This window comes from Ruegeria sp. C11 (genome assembly GCF_056537725.1).
In genome coordinates this window covers 367,937-388,344 of sequence record NZ_JBQFSB010000003.1, presented here as the reverse complement: position 1 = coordinate 388,344, position 20,408 = coordinate 367,937, and the positions used below count along the sequence as shown (strand labels likewise).

The 20,408-nt window shown below is 54.0% G+C and carries 24 protein-coding genes and 1 pseudogene; 14 read left to right on the top strand and 11 right to left on the bottom strand.

Translation table 11 applies throughout. The features are described from left to right. Positions 1-174 precede the first annotated feature (174 nt). The 7 genes from ACR0NA_RS07960 to ACR0NA_RS07930 all read left to right on the top strand — a co-directional run bounded on the left by ACR0NA_RS07960 (position 175) and on the right by ACR0NA_RS07930 (position 5,173). On the top strand, positions 175-591 hold the full coding sequence (locus ACR0NA_RS07960; protein WP_480727716.1) for a hypothetical protein: 417 nt from the start codon (positions 175-177) through the stop codon (positions 589-591). A gap of 38 nt (positions 592-629) precedes the next feature. Next, positions 630-1,145 carry a hypothetical protein gene (locus ACR0NA_RS07955; protein ID WP_480727714.1) on the top strand — a complete coding sequence of 172 codons (516 nt, stop codon included), beginning with the start codon at positions 630-632 and terminating at the stop codon, positions 1,143-1,145. Positions 1,146-1,405: 260 nt separating this feature from the next. After that, on the top strand, positions 1,406-2,293 hold the full coding sequence (locus tag ACR0NA_RS07950; protein WP_480727712.1) for an AraC family transcriptional regulator: 888 nt from the start codon (positions 1,406-1,408) through the stop codon (positions 2,291-2,293). 109 nt (positions 2,294-2,402) lie between these two features. Next, complete coding sequence (locus tag ACR0NA_RS07945; protein WP_480727710.1) at positions 2,403-3,356, top strand: alpha/beta hydrolase; 954 nt, start codon at positions 2,403-2,405, stop codon at positions 3,354-3,356. 60 nt (positions 3,357-3,416) lie between these two features. Beyond that, complete coding sequence (locus ACR0NA_RS07940) at positions 3,417-3,911, top strand: nuclear transport factor 2 family protein (RefSeq protein ID WP_480727708.1); 495 nt, start codon at positions 3,417-3,419, stop codon at positions 3,909-3,911. A gap of 33 nt (positions 3,912-3,944) precedes the next feature. After that, complete coding sequence (locus ACR0NA_RS07935; protein WP_480727706.1) at positions 3,945-4,469, top strand: nuclear transport factor 2 family protein; 525 nt, start codon at positions 3,945-3,947, stop codon at positions 4,467-4,469. An 11-nt stretch (positions 4,470-4,480) separates the two neighbouring features. Then, positions 4,481-5,173 carry an SDR family oxidoreductase gene (locus tag ACR0NA_RS07930; protein WP_480727704.1) on the top strand — a complete coding sequence of 231 codons (693 nt, stop codon included), beginning with the start codon at positions 4,481-4,483 and terminating at the stop codon, positions 5,171-5,173. 2 nt (positions 5,174-5,175) lie between these two features. Here the strand turns inward: ACR0NA_RS07930 and ACR0NA_RS07925 are convergent, their stop codons facing one another. Further along, a complete protein-coding gene (locus ACR0NA_RS07925; protein ID WP_480727702.1) occupies positions 5,176-6,012 on the bottom strand; it encodes a LysR family transcriptional regulator in 837 nt (278 codons plus the stop codon). Between the two features lie 90 nt (positions 6,013-6,102). On the opposite strand from ACR0NA_RS07925, the gene ACR0NA_RS07920 reads away from it, so the two are divergent. Both ACR0NA_RS07920 and ACR0NA_RS07915 read left to right on the top strand, forming a co-directional pair. Beyond that, positions 6,103-7,098, top strand: a complete 996-nt coding sequence (locus ACR0NA_RS07920) for a quinone oxidoreductase family protein (RefSeq protein ID WP_480727700.1) — start codon at positions 6,103-6,105, stop codon at positions 7,096-7,098. A 35-nt stretch (positions 7,099-7,133) separates the two neighbouring features. Beyond that, positions 7,134-7,874: an SDR family oxidoreductase gene (locus tag ACR0NA_RS07915; RefSeq protein ID WP_480727698.1), complete on the top strand. Its 741-nt coding sequence runs from the start codon at positions 7,134-7,136 to the stop codon at positions 7,872-7,874. A 62-nt stretch (positions 7,875-7,936) separates the two neighbouring features. On the opposite strand, the gene ACR0NA_RS07910 is transcribed toward ACR0NA_RS07915, so the two are convergent. After that, the gene (locus tag ACR0NA_RS07910) at positions 7,937-8,854 is read right to left on the bottom strand and encodes an MBL fold metallo-hydrolase (RefSeq protein ID WP_480727696.1); all 918 of its coding nucleotides are present in this window, start codon (positions 8,852-8,854) and stop codon (positions 7,937-7,939) included. Positions 8,855-8,949: 95 nt separating this feature from the next. On the opposite strand from ACR0NA_RS07910, the gene ACR0NA_RS07905 reads away from it, so the two are divergent. From ACR0NA_RS07905 to ACR0NA_RS07890, 4 genes and pseudogenes are all read left to right on the top strand, one after another. Then, positions 8,950-9,846, top strand: coding sequence for a GlxA family transcriptional regulator (locus tag ACR0NA_RS07905; RefSeq protein WP_480727694.1), 897 nt, complete (start codon positions 8,950-8,952; stop codon positions 9,844-9,846). Positions 9,847-10,081: 235 nt separating this feature from the next. Continuing rightward, a pseudogene (locus ACR0NA_RS07900) lies at positions 10,082-10,660 on the top strand (AraC family transcriptional regulator ligand-binding domain-containing protein); the annotation flags it as partial. Positions 10,661-10,702: 42 nt separating this feature from the next. After that, positions 10,703-11,098: a helix-turn-helix transcriptional regulator gene (locus ACR0NA_RS07895; protein ID WP_480728035.1), complete on the top strand. Its 396-nt coding sequence runs from the start codon at positions 10,703-10,705 to the stop codon at positions 11,096-11,098. A gap of 143 nt (positions 11,099-11,241) precedes the next feature. Then, entirely contained in the window at positions 11,242-12,123 is an 882-nt protein-coding gene (locus tag ACR0NA_RS07890; RefSeq protein ID WP_480727693.1) for an alpha/beta hydrolase family protein, read from the top strand. A 60-nt stretch (positions 12,124-12,183) separates the two neighbouring features. Here the strand turns inward: ACR0NA_RS07890 and ACR0NA_RS07885 are convergent, their stop codons facing one another. Then, positions 12,184-12,573 carry a TetR/AcrR family transcriptional regulator C-terminal domain-containing protein gene (locus ACR0NA_RS07885; RefSeq protein ID WP_480727690.1) on the bottom strand — a complete coding sequence of 130 codons (390 nt, stop codon included), beginning with the start codon at positions 12,571-12,573 and terminating at the stop codon, positions 12,184-12,186. 27 nt (positions 12,574-12,600) lie between these two features. Beyond that, on the bottom strand, positions 12,601-12,708 hold the full coding sequence (locus ACR0NA_RS07880; RefSeq protein ID WP_480728033.1) for a hypothetical protein: 108 nt from the start codon (positions 12,706-12,708) through the stop codon (positions 12,601-12,603). A gap of 160 nt (positions 12,709-12,868) precedes the next feature. On the opposite strand from ACR0NA_RS07880, the gene ACR0NA_RS07875 reads away from it, so the two are divergent. After that, positions 12,869-13,717, top strand: a complete 849-nt coding sequence (locus ACR0NA_RS07875; protein ID WP_480727689.1) for an alpha/beta hydrolase — start codon at positions 12,869-12,871, stop codon at positions 13,715-13,717. Between the two features lie 214 nt (positions 13,718-13,931). On the opposite strand, the gene ACR0NA_RS07870 is transcribed toward ACR0NA_RS07875, so the two are convergent. The 7 genes from ACR0NA_RS07870 to ACR0NA_RS07840 all read right to left on the bottom strand — a co-directional run bounded on the left by ACR0NA_RS07870 (position 13,932) and on the right by ACR0NA_RS07840 (position 19,764). Continuing rightward, on the bottom strand, positions 13,932-14,363 hold the full coding sequence (locus tag ACR0NA_RS07870) for a c-type cytochrome (protein WP_480727687.1): 432 nt from the start codon (positions 14,361-14,363) through the stop codon (positions 13,932-13,934). 581 nt (positions 14,364-14,944) lie between these two features. Further along, on the bottom strand, positions 14,945-16,174 hold the full coding sequence (sstT, locus tag ACR0NA_RS07865; RefSeq protein WP_480727684.1) for a serine/threonine transporter SstT: 1,230 nt from the start codon (positions 16,172-16,174) through the stop codon (positions 14,945-14,947). Between the two features lie 227 nt (positions 16,175-16,401). Continuing rightward, the gene (locus tag ACR0NA_RS07860; RefSeq protein WP_480727679.1) at positions 16,402-16,869 is read right to left on the bottom strand and encodes a cysteine hydrolase family protein; all 468 of its coding nucleotides are present in this window, start codon (positions 16,867-16,869) and stop codon (positions 16,402-16,404) included. Positions 16,870-16,888: 19 nt separating this feature from the next. Further along, positions 16,889-17,302 carry a VOC family protein gene (locus ACR0NA_RS07855; protein WP_480727676.1) on the bottom strand — a complete coding sequence of 138 codons (414 nt, stop codon included), beginning with the start codon at positions 17,300-17,302 and terminating at the stop codon, positions 16,889-16,891. 276 nt (positions 17,303-17,578) lie between these two features. Beyond that, positions 17,579-17,968, bottom strand: a complete 390-nt coding sequence (locus ACR0NA_RS07850; protein WP_480727674.1) for a VOC family protein — start codon at positions 17,966-17,968, stop codon at positions 17,579-17,581. Continuing rightward, on the bottom strand, positions 17,965-18,279 hold the full coding sequence (locus ACR0NA_RS07845) for an ArsR/SmtB family transcription factor (RefSeq protein WP_480727672.1): 315 nt from the start codon (positions 18,277-18,279) through the stop codon (positions 17,965-17,967). Before ACR0NA_RS07845 ends, ACR0NA_RS07850 begins: the two co-directional genes overlap by 4 nt. Positions 18,280-18,468: 189 nt before the next feature. Further along, positions 18,469-19,764, bottom strand: a complete 1,296-nt coding sequence (locus ACR0NA_RS07840) for a DUF2125 domain-containing protein (RefSeq protein ID WP_480727670.1) — start codon at positions 19,762-19,764, stop codon at positions 18,469-18,471. Positions 19,765-20,408: the final 644 nt, after the last annotated feature.

The window sequence follows — 20,408 nt, the reverse complement described above, 5'->3', positions numbered from 1 at the left end:
CGAAGCGGTCATTTGCTCGGGCCTGACAAACGGCCGCTTTAGACATCGCGTCACTTGTGGAAGAGCAAGTTGAAATTTCCATCGAGGATTTTGAGGCGGCCAAGAATTGGTCGTATTCCTGCCGACATCTTGAGCCATTTTGGCACCACTAATGAGTACTTTAGGGGGTTGAATATGGCGCGGATACTCAGTGACAATTGTATTTCCTGGGCCAGGCTAATCGCCAGCGGTGTGCCGTGCTCAGATATTGTAACCGATGACGGGCGAGACGTCGCAGAGGCACTAAGGGACATTGCCTTGGAACTGTTGGTTCTTGACGCATCTCACGAAGAAAAGAGCTATGTCATTGCCGACATACGAAAGTCCCACAGGAATGCTTATAAACCTTGGACAAAGTCGGAAGAGGAAAAGGTATTGGCAATGCTTGTTGATGGGCAATCAATCGCAACTATTTCCGAAGTCTTGGGGCGGCAGCCCGGCGGGATCATAAGCAGGATCAATAGAATTCGCGAAAGGTCTTCCGAAGAACAGGCTGGTGGCGGCAATAAGGTTAGGCTGCAAAAACCAGCACACAGCGATTTTTCCAAGTAAGTAAGAGCATCAGAGCCTTGTTTTCCAGATACAAAAAAATGGCCCGCCCTGTACCTCATGGCCCGCCCAATGATCCGAATGAAAAAGCAGAACTAAAACGCCTTGCAGAACGCCTCGGCTATCACATGCAACGAGTCATCGTTACAGCCCGCCGACCGGAGGGGTGGATTGCCGCTTATTCGACAATGTCTTCCACTGATTGGCCACTCGTTTTTTCAAAGCCGCTGTCTTTCATAGACATGCTTCACTCAATCGAACAGATGATCGAGGCATTCGAACCAAAAGCACCCAACAAAGAAGAAGACGAAAAGGTTAGATGCCTTGCTGACCGCCTCGCGGACGAAAGCTCCGATATTGACTATGTTTTTGTCGCCTATCGTGAACAGGGCTACGAGATCACATTGGTTCGATACGGTTGCTCACTTGTCGATGCCTGGCCTGCACAGTCTTACGAAAGTGCAATGAGATGCCTTGAGTCAAAAATGCCAGACCCCGGATGTCCAGAATTCGATGACACCTATATCGGCACTGGACGCGATTACGGGCGTTTTTGAGTTGACGCTCTACTCGCCAAACAAGTCACCCACAAATAGATCTCCAATTGCTGCCATTAGAGGATAGCGCGGCATTTGATAGGTGCGGGCTAAAGTGGCCGCTGCCGCATCTTTAGTTTATCGCTGGATTCTATCCTCGAAAACCAACAATTTCTCAGTTGGTCTTGAAGTCTTTGGACATCACTTGATGAAATTCAGCTGCTTTGTCACTTTTACTTGAACCATCGAAAATTTATCAGCTTCACTTCAGGATTCATGGATTGCCCCTAAGATACACCGACATTTACCCCTCGGAACCGCTGCTCAGCAGCGATGCGATGGCGCGTCCGTCAGCAGCGGGACTTATGTCAGTGCGATATTTTCAGGCCGAACCGGATCAGATGCCGGAAGAGGTGTTTGAAGAGCATCACGTGCTTCTAAACCTTAATCCCAAGGCGCATCGCGTGCAAAATTGGCGGGATGGTGAACTGCGCGATTTCACGTTCCAGATGGACGAGATCGTCGTCACGCCGGCTGGGATGCGATCTGGCTGGCGGTGGCATGAAAAGTCGGACGTGATCGTGATCACACTGGACCCCGCCAAGGTGGAGCAGTTTGCGCAATCCGAGCTTGGCATGTTGCTGGATCCCCAGCAGTTTCGGAACCTTCCGCAGTTTTCCGACCCCGACCTCTGTGCCGCTGGGGTCATCCTGCGGGACGCGCTTGAGGCAGACGATATGTCCTCGGCTGTGATGTTCGAAGCAATGAGCCGTGTGTTTCTGGTCAAGCTTTTGCAGAAATACGGGAAACACCGCGCTGACGAGATCGAACTTTCGGCGCGATTCACATCAGGGCATTACCAGCGCGTTCTCTCCTATGTGCAGAACCGTTTGGATCGGACGATTACGGTGGATCAACTGGCCGCAGAGGTCGGGATGAGCCAGTCACATTTTGCCCGTGTGTTCAAAGAAACGCTTGGATCAACACCGATGCAATATGTCATGGCCTATCGGATCGAGCAGGCCATCAAGATGATGGATGACGCAGAGCGTTCGCTCGGTGACATCGCCCTGGCGTGTGGATTTGCAGATCAGGCACATTTCACACGCAGCTTCAAACAGGTCGTGGGCCAGACCCCTCGGGCGTATCGGGCGGCAAAACCTGTCTGAAGCAGGATCATTCAAAAACCCGGCAGTCAGGTGCAATTAATTTTGGCGAGTGCGCCGTATCTCTTTGGTCATCGGGCTGGAGCCCAATCAAATCAACGGAGATACAGTCGTGAAAACTCTTGCTCTGACCGCTGCCGCCGGGCTTATGGCCTCCACTGCTGCCATCGCTCAGGTCGAAACTCGGACCGTGACTTTCGAGAACGAAGGTGCCGTTCTTTCGGGTACGCTCTACTTGCCAGAAGAACGTGGTGACGCTCCGCTGCCAACTGTCGTTGTGACCGGTGCCTGGACCTCGGTTCAGGAACAGATGCCTGCCAACTATGCCCGTGAAATGGCCGAACGTGGTTTTGCCGCCTTCACCTTCGATTTCCGCGGCTGGGGCAAATCCGGGGACCTTCCAAACAACGTGCGTTTCGTAGAAAGCCCCGAGGCCAAAACATCGGATATCAAGGCTGCATTTGAATTTGTAGCAACGCTGCCCGAGGTTGACGCCGGTCACATCAACGGTCTGGGGATCTGTGCCTCTGCTGGCTATATGGTCGACGCTGTGGCGGGCAACCCGCTGGTGGATCGCCTTGGTTTGGTAGCCCCTTGGTTGCACAACAAAGAGATTGTTGAGGCCGTTTATGGCGGTGAAGAAGGCGTTGCGGGCCTGATCGAAGTTTCGCATGCCGCCGAAGCCAAGGGTGGCGAAATCATCCCCGCTGCTGGTCCCGAAGGCGCTGAGGGTGTGTTGATGCCGATCGGTGGTTACTATTACGAAGCCGACCGCGGCGCGATCCCGGAATACGACGACAAGTGGAACAATGCGGGCTGGGAAGGCTGGCTGACCTATCATCCTGCCGACAACCCGCAACGTTTGGACAAGCCGCTTGCTATCGTGCACTCGGAAAGCGCCGCCATCCCACAAGGTGTGCAAACCTTCCTGGCAGGCTTTGCTGGCGAGGCCACCGCTCGGTGGTTGGAAGACGTGACCCAGTTCGACTTCTACGACAATCCCGAGGATGTGACCCGCGCCGCCGACACCGTGGCCGACCATTTCCGCATTGGCCTTGAAGGCTGAACAGAACCGGTAGGTGCTGGGCCACGCTGCCCGGCACTTCCTCATCCCGAAGGAAAGCCAATGACTCGCAAAATTCTCGCAGCCCTTGCAACCGCATCCCTGATCGGAGGCACCGCGATGGCCGAAACACCCGAAGACAACATGAAAGTCGTCCAGGATTTCTTTGCCGCCTATGGCGCAAATGAACTCGACGGGATCGCTGCTGTCATGGACGAAAATGTGAAATGGCACATTCCGGGCCGCCATCCTCTGAGCGGTACCAAGAATGGCCGAGACGAGGTTCTGGCCTTTTTTGCCCAGCTTGGCGTGGCCGGATTTCAGGCCGATCCGATCTATTTCGGTGCCGATGAAACCCATGTGGTTGATATCCACCGGGGCTGGTCCAATGCCGAAGGCAAACCGAATGTCGATACGATCTGGGCGCTGGTCTACCGGATCGAGAATGGCAAGATCGTCGAGGCAACCAATCTCAGTGCTGATCAGGACGCTGCCAACACCTTTTTCTGGTCGCAATACCAACTGGCACCTGTGCCAGAGCGCTTGGCCAATGAGTGAAGCAATTCCGCCAACCGATGAAAGGACACTGAAATGACCCGTGGATTTATCGCAACCCTCGCGGCCGCAACCCTGATTGGAGGCACTGCCATGGCCGACATGATCCCCGCCGACACTGCCCAAGGCATCAGCAAGGCAATCACCGACATCGCCGCCGGGGCCGACCGTCACGATTGGACCCGCGTGCGCGGTGCCTTTGCCGACACCGTCACCACCGATTACACCGGACTGTGGGGTGGCGATCCCGTTACTCAGCCCGCCGATGAATTGATCGCCGGTTGGGCCGCCTTCCTGCCCGGCTTCGAAATCACGCACCATATGGTGACCAATCACACGATCGCCGAACTGACCGATGCCAGCGCCAAGGTAGAGGCCGACTTTACCGCCACCCACCGGATTGAGGATGGGTTCTGGGTGCTGGGCGGACGGTACAGCTATGATCTGGTGAAATCGGATGACCGCTGGCTTGTGACATCCATGACCATGACACCTCTGTGGGAGACCGGTGACCGCGCTGTTGTGGGGCAGGCTGGAGAACGCGTCGCAGCCGCAAAGTGAAAGGGTTCACAATGACCAAACCACGTATTGCTCTTGTAACCGGCGCCAATCGCGGGATTGGGAAAGAGGTTGCCCGGCAGCTGACCCATGATCACGGGGTGAAAGTTCTGATTGGATCACGCGATCTGGCAAAGGGAGAAGCCGTTGCACATCAGATCGGACAGGACTCAGAAGCCATTCAGCTGGACGTGGCCGATCCCACTTCGGTCTCGGCTGCATTCACCAAGATCCAAGCAGAGCATGGTTACCTCGACATCCTCGTGAACAATGCTGGGGTGGATTATGACACCGATCAGCGGGCGCATACCGCCGATCTTGCCCGCGTCCAGCGCGCGTTTGAGACCAACCTCTTTGGTCCTTGGGCCACAACCATTGCTGCGGTGCCGCTCTTGAAGCGGGGCGACAGTGCCCGGATCGTGAACGTGTCTTCCGGGGCCGGGGCTATTCATGGAATGTCCTCAGGGACACCGGGTTACGGTATCTCGAAAGCGGCGTTAAATGCGCTGACCTTGAAGACGGCAGCGGAATTAAAGCCGCAGCGTATCCTCGTCAACGCCGTTTGCCCCGGTTGGGTGGCGACAGACATGGGTGGCGGTGGTCGCCCGGTGTCCGAAGGTGCTGAAGGGGTCGTCTGGGCCGCAACCCTGCCCGATGCAGGCCCCACAGGAGGCTCCTTTCGCGACGGAAAGCCGATCGACTGGTAACCTCAGCCGGTCGCCATGTGGTCGATCAGCCTTCTGACTCTTACCGGCAATAGGCGGCGGCTGGGATAAACCGCAAACATGTCTCTGGTCAGGGGGATGGTATTCTCGACGTGCAAGGGCTGAATGTCCCCCCCGACCATATCTAGCGGCAGCATCGCGATACCCAGATTGCGACGAACCGCCTGCTCGATAACATCCAGATCACCTAAGCTATGCACAATCTGTCCCGGTTGCAGTGTCTCACCGGTTTCAAGCACCCATGACTGTCCTGCCGCCAATGCAGGAAGGGTCAGTAACTTTTCCCGTGACAGTGGCCCACGTAAACCACGATCTTCGACGAACTTCGTCCCGGCGCAGAAACAATAATCAATCGACCAAAGCTTCTTGGCGATGAGGTTGGAATTCGAGAGCGGCCCAACCCTGAAAGCAAGGTCGATGTTGTCGCGAAAGAAGTCGAGAAACAGGTTTGTCGTTGTCAGTTCAAATTCCACATCTGGGTGTTGCTCAGCAAAATCCAGCAAGCGTGGGCCAACGGTCTTGCGGGCAGCAAGGGGTGGGGCAGTGATGCGGATTATATGCCGCCGCGTGTCATTTGCAAAACCCGCCGCCTCCTGTAGCGCCTCGATCGGATTCTGACACCGATCCAGAAGCCGGCGACCCTCTTCGGTCAGGCGCACCTGTCGGGTCGTGCGCTCAAACAGTTTTGCACCAAGATGATCCTCAAGCTCCGCAATGCGGCGGCTGACCCGGCTAAGCGGGATGGCCAGTTGCTCGGCAGCTGCGGAGAAGCTGAGGTGATTAGCGACGGCGGTGAACAGGGCTAGGTCATTGTAGATCATTATCCTATTTATGGGATTATTAGTTCTATTTTCAATTATTATCCCTGTGCGCTGCTTTCTCTATCTTCTCCTCAACAGAAGGAGAACACCATGTCATATGCAATCGAGATCACTCAGACCGGCGGGCCAGAGGTCTTGCGCGAAACTGATCTCGCGGTACCTGCGCCGGGCGAGGGTGAAGTCGTAATCCGCAACCGCGCCGGGTCCGTAAACTTTATCGATACGATCCTTCGTCAGGGCGAAATGCCCGAAGGAATGATGCCCGACCTGCCTCTTGTTCCGGGAGTTGAAGGCGCCGGGGTTGTAGAAGCCATAGGCAATGGTGTTGCCGGAATCACTGTGGGTGACCGCGTGGCTTGGATGGGTCCGGTTGGCGCAGGCGGCTATGGCACGCATTCTGTGATCGGGGCTCCCTACGTGGTCCGGCTGGCCGATGAAATCAGCTTCGAAACCTCTGCATCGATCCCGGTGAATGCGATGACCGCCTATCACATGCTGGTCAATTTGGGCGGAGCTACGGCTGGAAAAACGGTGCTGGTTCATGCCGCCGCTGGCGGCGTTGGCACCATGGCTCTGCAGATCGCGAAACATCTGGGCCTGACAGTGATCGCCTCGGTCAGCACCTACAAGACCAACTATGCGCAAGAACAAGGTGCGGACTACGTGATCGATTACCGCAAAGAGGAAGTTGCCGCACGGGTTATGGCACTCACCGGTGGGCGCGGCGTTGACCTGACGCTGAACCCGATCTCTGGGGACACCCTGAAATCCGACCTCGACGCGCTGGCCCCACTGGGAACGGCGGTGCTGTTCGGGTTCCTTGCCGGTCCGCCCGCAGGCAGCTTTGCCGAGGATCTGGCGAAGCATTTTCAGAAGTCCGTCGCGGTACGGGTAAGCGATATCTACACCTATTTCACCAATCGCCCCAATGCCTTCAACTCTGACATGGCGACCGTGTTTGACATGTTGAAACAAGGCGTTCTGCGTCCGCATATCAAGACTCTGCCAGTTGCAGAGGCCGCAGAAGCGCATCGACGTCTGGAAGCAGGCGAGACCACCGGCAAGCTTGTACTGAGCATCGATTGATCCAATCACATCGACTGATCTTGGGAATGACTTAAATGAATACAGATTTCGATACCGCCCTTCAGGGCAAACACGTTGTCATCGTTGGCGGCAGCAGCGGCATGGGCAAAGCTACCGCCAAACTGGCCGTGGCGCTTGGGGCAGACGTCACCATCGCCAGCCGCAACGTGGACAAGCTGAGCTCCGCCGCGACCGAGACCGGGGGAGGCGCCAAAGTGGCGCCTGTGGACACGACCGACGAGGCTAGCGTGAAAGCTTGGGCCGCTGAACTTGGCACGGTGGATCACTTGGTGATCTCGGCTTCCAGTGCAGCGCGTGGTGCCTTCGTCGAACTGCCAACCAATGAATTGCGTGGTATGTTTGAAGCCAAGTTCACGGGCCCGTATGTCACCGCACGAGAAGTGCTGCCGTCACTGGTGGAAGGCGGCTCCATCACCTTCTTCTCTGGCGTTCTCAGCCGTCGCCCATCCGCCGGGGCAACGGGTCTGGGGGCCGTGAATGCGGCGGTTGAAGCGCTGACTAAAGGATTGGCGCTTGAACTTGCTGGACATGCGCGGGTTAACTGCATTAGTCCCGGCATGGTTGCCACGGAGGCCTACGAACAAATGCCTCAGGACGCCCGAGACGCCATGTATACCGAAGTCGGTGGCAACTTGCCTGTTGGTCGTGTTGGGCGGGCCGAAGACATCGCACAGACCGTAATAATGGCAATGACCAATGGCTATCTGACCGGTACCGTACTCGACGTAGATGGTGGGCATTTGGTGCGGGCCTGAAGCGATAGGCGAAATCGCACGTGTGAAAGAGCAGCGCTGCTCTTTCACACGTTTCATTAACTTCATGCCAGCGGGATAAAGGTAAACCCGTCACCACTGCGCGTCACGCGCCCGGTTCCGGGGTAGCTCAGATGGGTGGCCGAAAAGACCGTCTGGTTGTCGGCCAGTTGGTCAAGCAGCTTTGTCCGGGTTGCGACGGCCTTTTCTGGATCGGAGTCCAGCGCATAGCGTACCGATGGGTTCGCGAACTGAAGTAATTCTGAGATGATGGCGTCACCAACAATCAGCAGCTCAGTGCCATTCTCGGCCATGATGCGCACCCCGGTGTGCCCCGGGGTGTGACCATGGAGTGGAACCAAAGTGATGCCACCGCCCAGATCCGCTTTGCCCTCATAGGTTTTAACTCGACCTGCCAATGGGGCCGCAATGGATTGCAGTAAATCAATCATCGGCTTGTCCGCCTCAGGAGCAGCAGCTGGCAAGTCCGGGTTGGTCCAAAACGCCCATTCGGCTTCTGCGACATGAATGGTTGCGTTCCGGAACCCGCCGGCGTCCGGCCCCATCAGCCCGCCGATGTGATCGGCATGCATGTGGGTTAGAATGATATCGGTGATCGCGTCCTTCTCGATCCCTTCTGCAGCAAGCAATGCGTCTAGCTTGCCGACGGTTGGAAACATCTCGGAAAGTGCCGCTCCCGATCCCGAGTCGACTAGAACGGTGCGTGCACCGTCGCGCACCAACCAGACCGTTGCTCCAATTTCGACGGGATCCCCTGCGACTGCCATGGCGGCGTCGTCGGCACCCTGAAAGAAGGCGGGCGGGATTTCAAAATAACCGTCCGATAGCATCGATACCGTCTTTGTACCAACGTTCAGCGTGGCGATCTCAGCCGCAAAAACAGGCTTGGGTAAACCGGCAGCAGCTGCGGTCCCAAGCAGGGCGGTTGAAAATGTGCGGCGAGTAAGCTCTGGAGTTTTCATCTACTGATCCTTTCACGTTTCTGGATCCCAATTTGCTACTCCCATGGATTTCCGCTATTGGCAGAGTGGACAAAAACTATGCACAAACTGCCATTATGACCGATCAATCACGTATTGCGGTTGTCAGATACCGGGGCGCTTTGACTTCAGCCGTTCACGGCATTGAAGAGATGTTGAGTTTTGCCGGAGGTCTTGATGGGCATCGACCTCTGAGCGTGACCATTACCGACACAGTAGCTCCCGGACATGACGCCTATATCTTGCCGCCTGCGGGACAAGAGGTTGACGTGTCGGCCCAACCCGACATTCCAAAACTCCTGAAACAAGAACACACACGCGGAGCGCTTGTGTGTTCGGTGTGCGTGGGATTGGTCTGGTTGGCAGAGGCGGGTGTTTTGGGCAATCGGCCAGTGACAACTCATTGGGGATTGGAAACACTCATGTCCGAGCGATACCCCGAAGCCGCTACGGACGTAGACCAGATCCTGATCGAACACTCAGACCTGACGACTGCGGGGGGCATGATGGCTTGGGTGGATTTGTCAATGGCGTTGATTGAGCGGTTTGTTGGCCGTGACGCGATGATCGAAACCTCGCGCCGGTTTGTCGTCGACGTGGGGCGGATAGATCAACGGCGCTATCGCAGTTTTACACCAGACCTATCGCATCAGGATGCCGCGATCCGAAAAGCGCAGCTGGCCATTGAAAGCAACTATGCATTGCGTTTGTCGGTGGGTGATCTTGCCTTGCAGGCGGGTCTTGCAGAACGCACTTTCATCCGCCGCTTTACATCTGTGACCGGGATGACTCCGATCGCCTATGTACAGGCCGTCAGGATCGAAAGGGCCAAAGATTTGCTGATCCATTCTACAAAGCAAATCCAGCAAGTTGCGTTTGACACGGGGTACGCGGATCATTCCTCTTTTGGTCGAAAATTCCATCAGGCCACGGGGATGACACCCAAGGATTTCCGGCAGAAATTTTCAGCCTGATTTGAAACTGGAAAATCGTTCGGCGTGCTGATCAGTCGTGGTCAACCAGCACAGGTAATGGGCTTTTTCCCGGTGCGTTCTGTGAATTCGAATGCGCGGTGGCCGCGAATGGCAGCAATTGTGGTCTCATAGCAATCGGAGAATTGGCGCGTTCCGCGATAAATCTGGCGGGTGTTTCCATAAGCTATCTTGGCTGAATTGGCTATGTTCTATTCAGATGCCAAGGGACAGATAAATGCCAACGCCTGATCGGATAAAGACGCCAGACACTTTCTGGAAGGTTCTCGGAAGCCTGTCGATTAATCGCGCAGCTCTGCTGCGTGAGGCCAGGCTACCACCGAGTGCGTTTTCGTCAGAGGCGCGTATGAGCACCAAGCAGCTCTTTTCAATATGGGAGGCGCTTCAGACTTTGGGCGGCGAAGATATTGGGCTCGCTTTGACACAGGCCATGCATGGGCCGACCTTGCCCCCGCCCTTTTTGGTTGCCTTCCACGCCAAAAACGTAGGCGAAGCTCTGCACCGTGTTGCACGGTTCAAGGCGCTTTGCGCGCCGGAAGAGTTCCAAGTGGTCGTAGAAAGTGAAGGCTGTGTCGTGTCTACCGCCTGGACATACGCCAAGTAGACAGAACCCGACGCGCTAACGGACGCCACTTTTACATTTCTTGTGAACATGGTGCGTGCAGGCACTGGGCTGAAGATCAAACCTAAGATAATCGAGCTGCGACGTAGCCCAAGCGATAGGCTTGAGAACTGGTACGATTGCCCGATCACATGGAATGCGCCACGAGCACGCCTTGTCTTTGACAAAGCCGATTTGGATATTCCCTTCACAAGCTATAACAGCGAGCTTTTGTTGATGCTGGATGCCGCGCTTGAGGCTGATTTGAACAAGGCCGAAAACACGACATCATTAACCGATCAGGTGCGCTGGCACCTTCGCCGTGCGTTGACTGCAGGGCGCCCGGAATTGCGCAGTATCGCGCGTGAAATGGCGGTTAGTGAACGATCCTTGCAGCGGCATCTCAAAGGCGAAGGACACAGCTTCAAATCACTGCTGTCGGACACCCGGCTTCAGCTGGCGCAAGAGTATCTGGCCGAGTCGGACTTCGATATCAATGAGATCGCATATTTGCTTGGGTACGAAGACCAGGGATCGTTCTACCGCGCCTTCCAAAAATGGGAACGTCAGACCCCAACCGAGTGGCGCGCCAGATTGCCGAACAGCCCGGACAAGGTGCCAAGCCGAAGCTAGCCTGCGCCAAACTGTCAACACAGAACCTAACCCCCATTTTCACGGGACCAGCATGTCGGCCCCGCACCATGAAACACGTCAAAATCAGGAGAAATGGCATGACCGTTCAACCAACCGAAGATTAACGCGCAACCCTCAGGGCCGTGGCGCGCGACCTAGTATCAATCGATGGTGAGCGCGCTCCTATCCTGGAAACTCCACAGGACTATGGAATCGAATTCGAAAACGTCGCCTTCCACGCGGAAGATGGCGTCAAACTTGCGGCTTGGTTCATTCCGGCAGAAGGTTCTGACAAGCTTATCATTTGCAATCACCCCGCGACCCTGAACCGCTATGGATTTCACGGCCACATGAAGCCCTGGAATGATTTCCAGAATACCGAGGTGAAGTTTGGAAAGGTGCACAAAGCCTTGCACGACGCGGGTTACAACGTCCTGACGTATGACTTGCGCAATTACGGCGAAAGCGACGGTGTTGCGGACAATGCTTGGGGTCAGGGCTACTCTGATGAGTACAAGGATGTTCTGGCGGCCTTCGACTACGTCAAATCTCGAAACAAACTGAAAGACATGAAAATTGGTCTGTTCAATCCCTGTGCCGGTGGAAATGCCGCGATGCACGCCATGGCCGAACGCCCCGACTATTTTGGAGACGTGAATGCATTTATCTGCGCGCAGCCAGCATCAATCAATGTCATGTCTAAGATTTCATTAGACGCCATGGGGCTGGGAGCGTTCCACGATGTCCTGGGCGAAGAAATTGAAAGGATCAGAGGTGTGCCGCTCAACGAGATGACCCCACATCTTCACGCCAAGAACGTCACCATGCCAACTTATATCGTGCAGAATAGGGATGACGTCTGGTCTATCCCCAACGACGTGCAAACGACCTATGATCTGATCCCGGTTGAAGACAAAAAACTGCACTGGATTGAAGAAGGCGATACCCGGCGTTTCATCGGCTACAACTTCTTCGGTGAGTATACCGAAACGATGATCGATTTCTTCGACAAGTATATGAACTAACCGGCGTTTCAGCCTGCAAGATCGCGTGTTGTTTCAGCAATGTGCGATCCACCGTTTGGCTCATCTGTCGGGTTCGTAGTGTGTCAGGAACATCGCGATGCATTCGTCCATTACGCTCTTCGGCGTGGGGCTTTCGCCCAGAAAAACACTGTCGAGAGCGAGGAAATGCCTTGTCGCAAAAGCCGGACCGGCATTGCGGACCACGTCTGCTTCCATGGCTTCTCCGATCAGTCTTGTGACCGGGTAGTCATGTGTTTCAGAGTCCGAGAGGAATTGTCGGGAGCGATCCAGATCCCGGATCAACTCTGATATGGCCATGCTGTTCAGGCCAATGGCCGTCTCGTCAGTGATTACCCGAACATAGCGCCATAAGGCATCCTTCAATTGTCTGACGAAATCGCGATCCGGGTCATTGGGCACCGGCTCAATTCTCCAGTTGCGTTCGATCATGATCTCAGGGGGCGCCTCAAACAGCGCCTATTTGCTCTCCAAATGATTATAGAAAGTGCGACTCGATGCATTTGCATTTTTAGCGGTCGTGATCGTCTTTGCCCCTAGAAAACCCTGCTCACGGAACTCTTCGATGGCTGCATCGAGAAATATTGTCTTTTCTTCTCAGTACGTTTCACGATTTTTCCCTAAAAGTAAATAGAATTGTTTACAAATGTCATTTTATAGCCATAAGTAAACAGGGAGATTTACTTATGTAAGACGAGATGCCGACCAACCCGAAAGGACTATGAATATGGCTCCTCAAAATCTGACTGTTGGCAAAAACTCTGTATCGTTCAAATCCTTTGGAGTGGAATTGGCAGGTGATCTCTACCTTCCCGAAGGATTTGATAGGTCCAAGACCTACAAGGCCATCGTGGGCGCCAGCCCGTTCCCACAGGTCAAAGACCAAATTCCGGCGACATATGGACAGGAGATGGCCGCACGGGGTTTCATCTATCTGGGGTTTGACTACCTGGGCATGGGTACTTCTCCGGCGCTTCCGGGCGAATTCAAGCAGTCCCGCTATATGTTCCGCCTGATCGAAAACACTTGGGACGCAGTGTCTTACTTGGGCACCTTGCCTTTCGTCGAAGAAATCAACGGTCTGGGCGTGTGCCAAGGTGGTTCGATCATCGCTTCGGCCGCCGTGACCGATCACCGTATCAAGAAGATCGCCATGGTGTCCGGCATGATGGCGGCGGATGCATTCCAATGGGCAGACCGCGACATGGTCAATCAACAGATTGCGGCCTCCAATGCGTCGATGCAGAAAATGTACGAAACAGGTGAGCCGGACTATGTCGCCCCCTTCGGCCTGAACGATGAACAATCAAATGAAGAGTTTGTTGGCTCGGGGGTCAATCCGATGGCGGAAGAAAGCTATAACTACTATGGGCGCGATGGGGTAAAAGGACCGAATGCCGTACCGACATATACCAACATGCATATTGGCGATCAGGGCATGAAGTCTTTGGTTTCGATCGGGGAAGCCTATGCAGACAAGATCGTGCAACCTTCTCTGACCATCTATAGCAAGTCGGCCTTTACAGCGATTTGCTCGACCCAATTTGTCGAGAAGCTGACAAACGAGCATGAGTAACTGGCCTTCGACGAATTTAGCCATGTTGATTTTTACTACAAGCCTGAGGCAGTGAAGGCGTCAACCGACGCTGTAGCGGAGTTCTTCAACAGGTGAACTAACTTGGCAAAGGTCACGTCGTGACCTTTGCTTTATTATATTGTTTGGCTCTAAATTTTGAGAGGTGAAATCGTAAACCAAACAAAGCGTTATCATCTTCTTTCTGGCGCCATCCTCAGTTTATTTCGTTGGCACGCTGGATTTCACGAATGTACGCGATCACCGATGATACGTCCCCTCGCGTCAAACCTTCAACGGGTGGCATGTCACCAAACTGCCAATGATGGCTTCTTACACCTTGTGAAACCGCCCTCTGAAAGGCTTCGTCAGCGTGGTGGTTGGGTTCGTATATTTTGTGGATCAGCGGCGGTCCGGCACCTTCTACTCCGACCGCATTAACGCCATGGCAAGAGGCGCAGGAGACATCAAAGATGCGCTGGCCGATTGCTGCATTGCCCTCGATGGGCGGCATCTGAATTGCGACTATGGCGCCGCCTTCACTTGCCTCTTGCGGTGCCGCTTCTTCGACTGGGCCGGGTCGAAGAGTTAAGAAGGCGGCAAGGGCAGCGACGGCGCATGCGCCGATTAGTAGGTAACTTTTTTTCATGGGTTGATCCTGTCTTTGTAGAAGCTGGTAGTGTTGCGGCACATTGCGAACAGCCGCACGTGCCGGTCGCTCAGGTGCGCAAGGGTTTTCGCTGCTTCAAAGGTCAGGGGGTCTGTAGGGGCTGTCTGGTTCGGTAAGCCTGGTTAGGGCTCCAATCTGGAACTCTGGGCTGATCTCACGTGGGGACTGCAACACGTCGTGGTTCTGAGAGACCAATACAACCGCTTGGCAAAGAAAGGGATTACACTCTCCAGTGTCAGAGCCATACGGTTCGTGTTGGTAGCTTGGCGTCGATATATCGGCGCTGCAATCCGCGATGGCTGCGTGTTTAGCCGACTGCATTTGGTCCATGCTGTGAAAGCCGACGCAGCCATTTGACAGAGCGTGAGCAACGCCGCCAAGCCCGGTCAGTAAGGCCAGAACGCTAATCAGTAGCACAATTGAGTATCGTCTGATGACCATAGTTCAGGACGCTACTGCACAAGATCTCGTATGACAACGTTGGACGATCTCATTGCGACCAAGTGGTTGTTCAACCGCCAACTAACGTCGACGGTTGAACAAAGTGTTTTAGGCACTGCCTAAGCGGCGACCTGTGCCACCGGCAGTTTGCGCGGGTAGGGATCGCCTTGCTTATACGACCCTGCCGCGGTGAACAGGACATCTGTCGATGAGTTCAAACCGGTTTCAGCCGAGTCTTGCAAAACGCCGATGATGAAGCCGATACCAACCACTTGCATAGCCGTCGCGTTGTCGATGCCAAACAAGCTGGCAGCCATCGGGATCAGCAACAGTGACCCGCCTGCTACGCCCGAAGCCCCAGTAGCGGCAATCGAGGCAATGATGCTCAGGAACAGTGCCGAGAGGAAATCGACCTGAATGCCCAAGGTATGAACGGTTGCCAGCGTCATGACTGTGATGGTTATGGCAGCGCCGGCCATGTTAATCGTCGCACCGATAGGGATAGTGACCGAATAGGTCTCTTCATCCAGATTCATACGGCGGCAAAGTTCCATGTTCACCGGAATATTGGCGGCCGAGCTGCGCATGAAAAAAGCGGTAATCCCGGATTCTTTCAGGCATGTGAAAACCAACGGATAGGGGTTCTTGCGAATGCGCAGGTACACGATCAGAGGGTTCACGACCAGCGCCATGAAAATCATGCAACCGATCAACAACGCCAGCAGTTGGCCATAGCTTGCAAGTGTTCCAAAACCGGTCTCAGCAATTGTCGAAGCCACGATACCGAAGATGCCGATTGGGGCCACCCGGATTATTGCTGCCACGATCTTGGTGATTGCGCCATCCAGATCCGACATCAGGGTCTTGGTCGAGTCGCTGGCGTGGCGGAAGACCAGCCCAAGGCCAACGGCCCAGGCGAGAATGCCGATATAGTTAGCGGTTGCCAGCGCATTCACCGGATTGTCCACGATTTTCAGTAGGATGTTCTTGACCACTTCGGCCAGGCCGTCCGGGGCATCCAACAGCTCGGGCGTACCCGTCAGATGCAATGTGATCGGAAACATATAGCTGGCTGCAACGGCAACCAGTGCAGCTGCGAAGGTTCCGAGTAAATACAAAAGTATCACGGGGCCCATTCGCGCCTCGCTGTCCTTTTTGTGGTTTGTGATCGCCGCGCAAACCAGGATCAGCACCAGTACTGGTGCTACGGCTTTCAATGCGTCGACGAAGAAGTCGCCAAGCAGGCCAGCGGCCGAACCGGCAACAGGCCAAAGGGTGGCAAGAAGAGCACCAGCCACGAGGCCGATGATGATCTGAGTAACCAGGCTACCGCGCAGAATAAAATTCATGGGGACCATCCTGTTTGAATAGGGGCCTGAGGGGTGAAACTCACACCCACGCAGGCTCGGTTAAAGTTGAAAGGCTGGTGGCTATTTGGGCGCTTTAGAATCATTTTAAACGCCTCAAGAAGGCCAAAGCTTTTGTGAGGCTTGGCAGAAGTAGTTGTTTTTAGGTCAAAAATGCGTGAATTACTTTTGCATTACAAAAGCTTACCCGGCGTCAACCTGGTTTCCCGCTAAGTGATTTCTAAATGATTCTTAATAACTTTCCCAAAGTGGTGGCGCCATAAATCGACCCCCAGCTGGCCGCTGCGGTCCAGTGATGAACCAACAACAGCATCGGCCACGATGGTTGGATGAAACCCCGCATCGAAGAGCGCAAACCCTGCGGCCAGAACGCAGGCATCTGCCTGAATGCCACAGACCAATACGCGCTCGATCTTCCAGTTTTTGAACTGCTCTATAACCTCTGAAGGTGGACCATATCCATGTTTTATAACGGTGCGGTCTGTTTGAACGAGGCTGGCATTGTCCAGGTCGGGCTTCCATCCAAGCTGCTGGAGGAAAGGTACCTTGGCCTCATCATGGCGCACTACTGTGGCAATGGAAGGCAAGCCGGACGCTAACACCTGGCAACGTTCGACCAACCAGCGCGGCGGGTTAAAGTTGGGCTGAACATCGATTACCAGTACGGCTTGTTTCAATACGCACCTCCAATACAGATCAAATCGCCTGATGGACCTCGATAATATTCCCCTCTGGGTCGTGAAAGAACACTTGGTGCCACTCTTTTGCGAAGGCGGTGCCGTAGTCCGAATAGGAAATTCCGTTGTCGTCCAGAAGCTTTTTGAAGGCCACTATGTCGTCGGTACGGAATGCGATATGGCCACGTTCAACGGGATTGATGGCCTCATTGTGTTTAAACGCAACGTTGAGGTTTTTTTCAGCCAGATGCATCTGCATTCCGCCATCAGTCGCGAAACGGATCTTGCCACTGTAGCCACTATCGTCGGTTTCATCTGGCCGGGGGAAGTTCTCAATCGGTATATCGGCCAGCCCCAGCACCTGCGTGTAAAACCGGTGCATCCGATCGACGTCTTCCGAGACAAAGTTGATGTGGTGAAATTCAAGTTTCATGAAGGCCCGGCCTTTTGATTGGTCAGTCTGAACAGAAAATCTCAAGAAAAGGCGACAGGCAAGCCCTGTGCCAAAGAGTCTGAAAACGCAGGGAAGGGTGCAGGATATCGACCATGTGTTGTTCCTGGTCTTCTTACACCGAAAGTGCCGGATCTTCTGCGCGGCCGGTCATTCAGCAGACCAGGCCGGACACCTGTTTCGTGGATTCAGCTGCCATTGAAATACGTTCAATGATTGCCAGCTTAAGGAAAATGGTGAAATCCCTATGCTTTGCGATCAAACATGTAATTCGACTAGCTGGATGAGGTTTCCGCAGGTGTCGTCAAAGACAGCCATCGTCGCTCCGCCAGCCTTCACAGGAGGTTGTGTGAACTCGACACCAGCTTCCTCTAGTTTGGCAACCTCGGCCTCAATATTGTCAACGCTGAATGCGGAAACGGGAATACCATCCGCCATAAGCGCTTTCTGATAGGCGCGTGTTGCAGGATGCGCGTTCGGTTCTAAACCCAATTCTACTCCTTCGATTTCCTCCTTTGACACTAATGTCAGCCAACGATGTTCGCCTAAGGGGATATCGTGCTTGACAACGAACCCGAGTTTATTCGTGTAGAAATCAAGAGCCTTAGACTGATCATCAACAGTAATGCTCTTCATGTACATTTTCATACTCCGTCTCCTTGAGAAAATAATTCCACCCAGGGATTGATCGCATTAGCAATTGGCGCAGCCACCAGCGTGTGAATTTTTGTGCGCCCTCGCCATGCCGTGATGATTAGCCCTGCTTGCTCCAGCGTATTCAGGTGCCTTGTGATGCCTTGTCTGGATATTGTGACTGAATGCTCTTCAAGCAGCCGCGCGCAGAGTTCGAAAAGCGTCTGTTCGTCACGCTTTCTCAACTCATCAAGGATCAACAATCGTGTTGTGTCGCCAAGGGCGTTGAACAGAATGCTTAGCTGCGGATCGAACTGAATGCTCATACCTCATAATGCAACAATATTGTTGCATGTCAAATCGAACCGACCAGGCATCAAATCAATCAACCAACTGCACAGAACTCGGGATCGCGGGCAAAGTTGCGAAAAATCACGCGATGAAACAGAACCTTAAATTTCTTGAAAGCGGGTGTATGGCGAGGATGCAATCGTCGCCATTCCTTCAAAAAAGACTCACTTGATCCGGTTTCCGTTTGCCAGCACATGCCCTTCTTCGGTCAGCTCAATCCGCGAAACCAACGCATCCGGGCCTGCGGTCGGATCAGGTTTGGCCATGATCGCCAGCATCATCCGAAAACCCTGCACCTCAGCTTCGTCCATAACACCCACCGCTGACAGACGATCAATCAGGCTGTTGGCGCCGCTCATTTCCAGAGCAATCGCCCCGACAGGTTTGGGGAAACCGCCATAGGTCTGGATATCGTCATTATCAAACTCCAGGGCTCCGGAGCCATTGAGGGACGCACCGGCCAGTTTGATTTCAAGCTCATCAAGGGCGACAGATTCAGCGGTCACTGGAACCTGGTCTGCTTCAAGTACTTGGCTGACCAGCTGAAAATTCATCCAGTCGATGAGATTGCGCACCTTGCCCGACATATCAACTGCGACAGTGGCCGGATCGCGTGGAATGACAGCCTCGGGGTCGATCATTGCCCAAAGATCATCACTTGCAGTCAGCCCACGCATTTCCAAACGCATATGAGCCTCTTGCGGGTCAGCACTGGCGGAGATCGGCCAGTTCATTTCGCCCTCAATCAGATCAGCAGCAAATTCCCAGATAACAGGGAAGACTTCTGGCATGTTCATTTTGGTGACGTTTTGTTGGGCCGCACCAGCGAGGACAACACCGTTTCGATCAAAAGCGATATGCGCGGTTTGAACCTCACTGAAGGACCACTGATCGGAAAGTTCCTGACCATCGATTTCCACGCTCTGCTTTGATTCATAGCCATGCATGCTGGTATCAATGGATATGCTCAACCCTTCGGCCAAGGCAGCAGCCAGGTTCATGATGTCCATGCCATTTCTTGGCAGAGCAATTTCAGTTTTGCTTACGACACTCTCGGCGCGTTCCGCGCCGATGCTTTTTCCTGTTTCGGCTCCCACAACTTCGACGTCGAACCTCTGTGCCCCTGTTTCATAGTGGGCACTCACCTTGGCCATCTCGCTCATTGTTATTTGGGTTCGGCCAGAAAAATCTTCGATGACCCCAGAGAAGGCAACCGAGTCAGCCTCCAAGTCAGTGGCCGAAGCGCTGTATTCCTCCAGCGCCATATTCATTCGGCCAACCGAACTGTCGAAGGTAATGTCTCCGGTTTTGCCAGTAGCCAGCAATTCGAAATTTTCCAGTTCGAACCCAACTGACATGCTGATTTCGTCCTGCTCGGAAAGCTCTGCTGAAATCTTCAGAACAGCCGGCTCCACGTATCCTATGCTGACAGAACCATCGTCATTTTCTGTAAGCGTCATTCCTGTAGTCGCTAAGTTGATAAATCCGAGTTCAAGCGGCAAATCGAAATGGAGTGAAACATCCCGGATCGTTTCCGTCTTGCCTGACCGGCTAGTGTTTCCCGTTAGTTGTCCGCCTATGGTTTCAAAGTAGTCTTGCTGAATTTGCCAGACATCAGATGCGGAAATCTCCGCAAACGAAACATTTGGGGCGTGCAACGCAATGGCCGAAATGCAGACAAATTGATGGAAGCGGATCATTCAGGCGGCCTCTAATTTTTTGAAAGGGTGTATTACGACCCTGCATTACTGACTGCATCAGGCATTGTTGTGACGATTTGTGAAAAAACTGGTTTGTATAGCGGAACAACGTGCTTGGAAGGCGGCCGAGCTAATAGGTGTGAATTCTTCGGGTCTGCCAAAGTAGGCGAGAAAGATGGTTGCTATTCCGTTGAATCAAAAACTGACATTCATTCTTGTTGCCGCATATGGCGTGATGGGTTCACCCCGGCTATTTTCTGCGGTCCTCACGAATGGCGTATAAGCACACAAAGTGAGCTTTCGCTGAGTTTGTAAAAGGTCCGCATGGCCGCGCCCAACCCTTTACTTGTTGAGGTTATGATCAAAGTGCGGATTCTCGTGGCGATAAGTTACCCATTAATCAG

What these genes read in the sequence shown, in the direction of transcription:
- ACR0NA_RS07850 (WP_480727674.1), bottom strand. Translation starts at nt 17,968, where the DNA reads ATGAAAATGTACATGAAGAGCATTACTGTTGATGATCAGTCTAAGGCT.
- sstT (WP_480727684.1), bottom strand. Translation starts at nt 16,174, where the DNA reads ATGAATTTTATTCTGCGCGGTAGCCTGGTTACTCAGATCATCATCGGC.
- ACR0NA_RS07905 (WP_480727694.1), top strand. Translation starts at nt 8,950, where the DNA reads ATGACCGATCAATCACGTATTGCGGTTGTCAGATACCGGGGCGCTTTG.
- ACR0NA_RS07930 (WP_480727704.1), top strand. Translation starts at nt 4,481, where the DNA reads ATGACCAAACCACGTATTGCTCTTGTAACCGGCGCCAATCGCGGGATT.
- ACR0NA_RS07910 (WP_480727696.1), bottom strand. Translation starts at nt 8,854, where the DNA reads ATGAAAACTCCAGAGCTTACTCGCCGCACATTTTCAACCGCCCTGCTT.
- ACR0NA_RS07845 (WP_480727672.1), bottom strand. Translation starts at nt 18,279, where the DNA reads ATGAGCATTCAGTTCGATCCGCAGCTAAGCATTCTGTTCAACGCCCTT.
- ACR0NA_RS07840 (WP_480727670.1), bottom strand. Translation starts at nt 19,764, where the DNA reads ATGACGCTTACAGAAAATGACGATGGTTCTGTCAGCATAGGATACGTG.
- ACR0NA_RS07875 (WP_480727689.1), top strand. Translation starts at nt 12,869, where the DNA reads ATGGCTCCTCAAAATCTGACTGTTGGCAAAAACTCTGTATCGTTCAAA.
- ACR0NA_RS07940 (WP_480727708.1), top strand. Translation starts at nt 3,417, where the DNA reads ATGACTCGCAAAATTCTCGCAGCCCTTGCAACCGCATCCCTGATCGGA.
- ACR0NA_RS07895 (WP_480728035.1), top strand. Translation starts at nt 10,703, where the DNA reads ATGCTGGATGCCGCGCTTGAGGCTGATTTGAACAAGGCCGAAAACACG.
- ACR0NA_RS07925 (WP_480727702.1), bottom strand. Translation starts at nt 6,012, where the DNA reads ATGATCTACAATGACCTAGCCCTGTTCACCGCCGTCGCTAATCACCTC.
- ACR0NA_RS07870 (WP_480727687.1), bottom strand. Translation starts at nt 14,363, where the DNA reads ATGAAAAAAAGTTACCTACTAATCGGCGCATGCGCCGTCGCTGCCCTT.
- ACR0NA_RS07935 (WP_480727706.1), top strand. Translation starts at nt 3,945, where the DNA reads ATGACCCGTGGATTTATCGCAACCCTCGCGGCCGCAACCCTGATTGGA.
- ACR0NA_RS07885 (WP_480727690.1), bottom strand. Translation starts at nt 12,573, where the DNA reads ATGATCGAACGCAACTGGAGAATTGAGCCGGTGCCCAATGACCCGGAT.
- ACR0NA_RS07915 (WP_480727698.1), top strand. Translation starts at nt 7,134, where the DNA reads ATGAATACAGATTTCGATACCGCCCTTCAGGGCAAACACGTTGTCATC.
- ACR0NA_RS07855 (WP_480727676.1), bottom strand. Translation starts at nt 17,302, where the DNA reads ATGAAACTTGAATTTCACCACATCAACTTTGTCTCGGAAGACGTCGAT.
- ACR0NA_RS07920 (WP_480727700.1), top strand. Translation starts at nt 6,103, where the DNA reads ATGTCATATGCAATCGAGATCACTCAGACCGGCGGGCCAGAGGTCTTG.
- ACR0NA_RS07955 (WP_480727714.1), top strand. Translation starts at nt 630, where the DNA reads ATGGCCCGCCCTGTACCTCATGGCCCGCCCAATGATCCGAATGAAAAA.
- ACR0NA_RS07960 (WP_480727716.1), top strand. Translation starts at nt 175, where the DNA reads ATGGCGCGGATACTCAGTGACAATTGTATTTCCTGGGCCAGGCTAATC.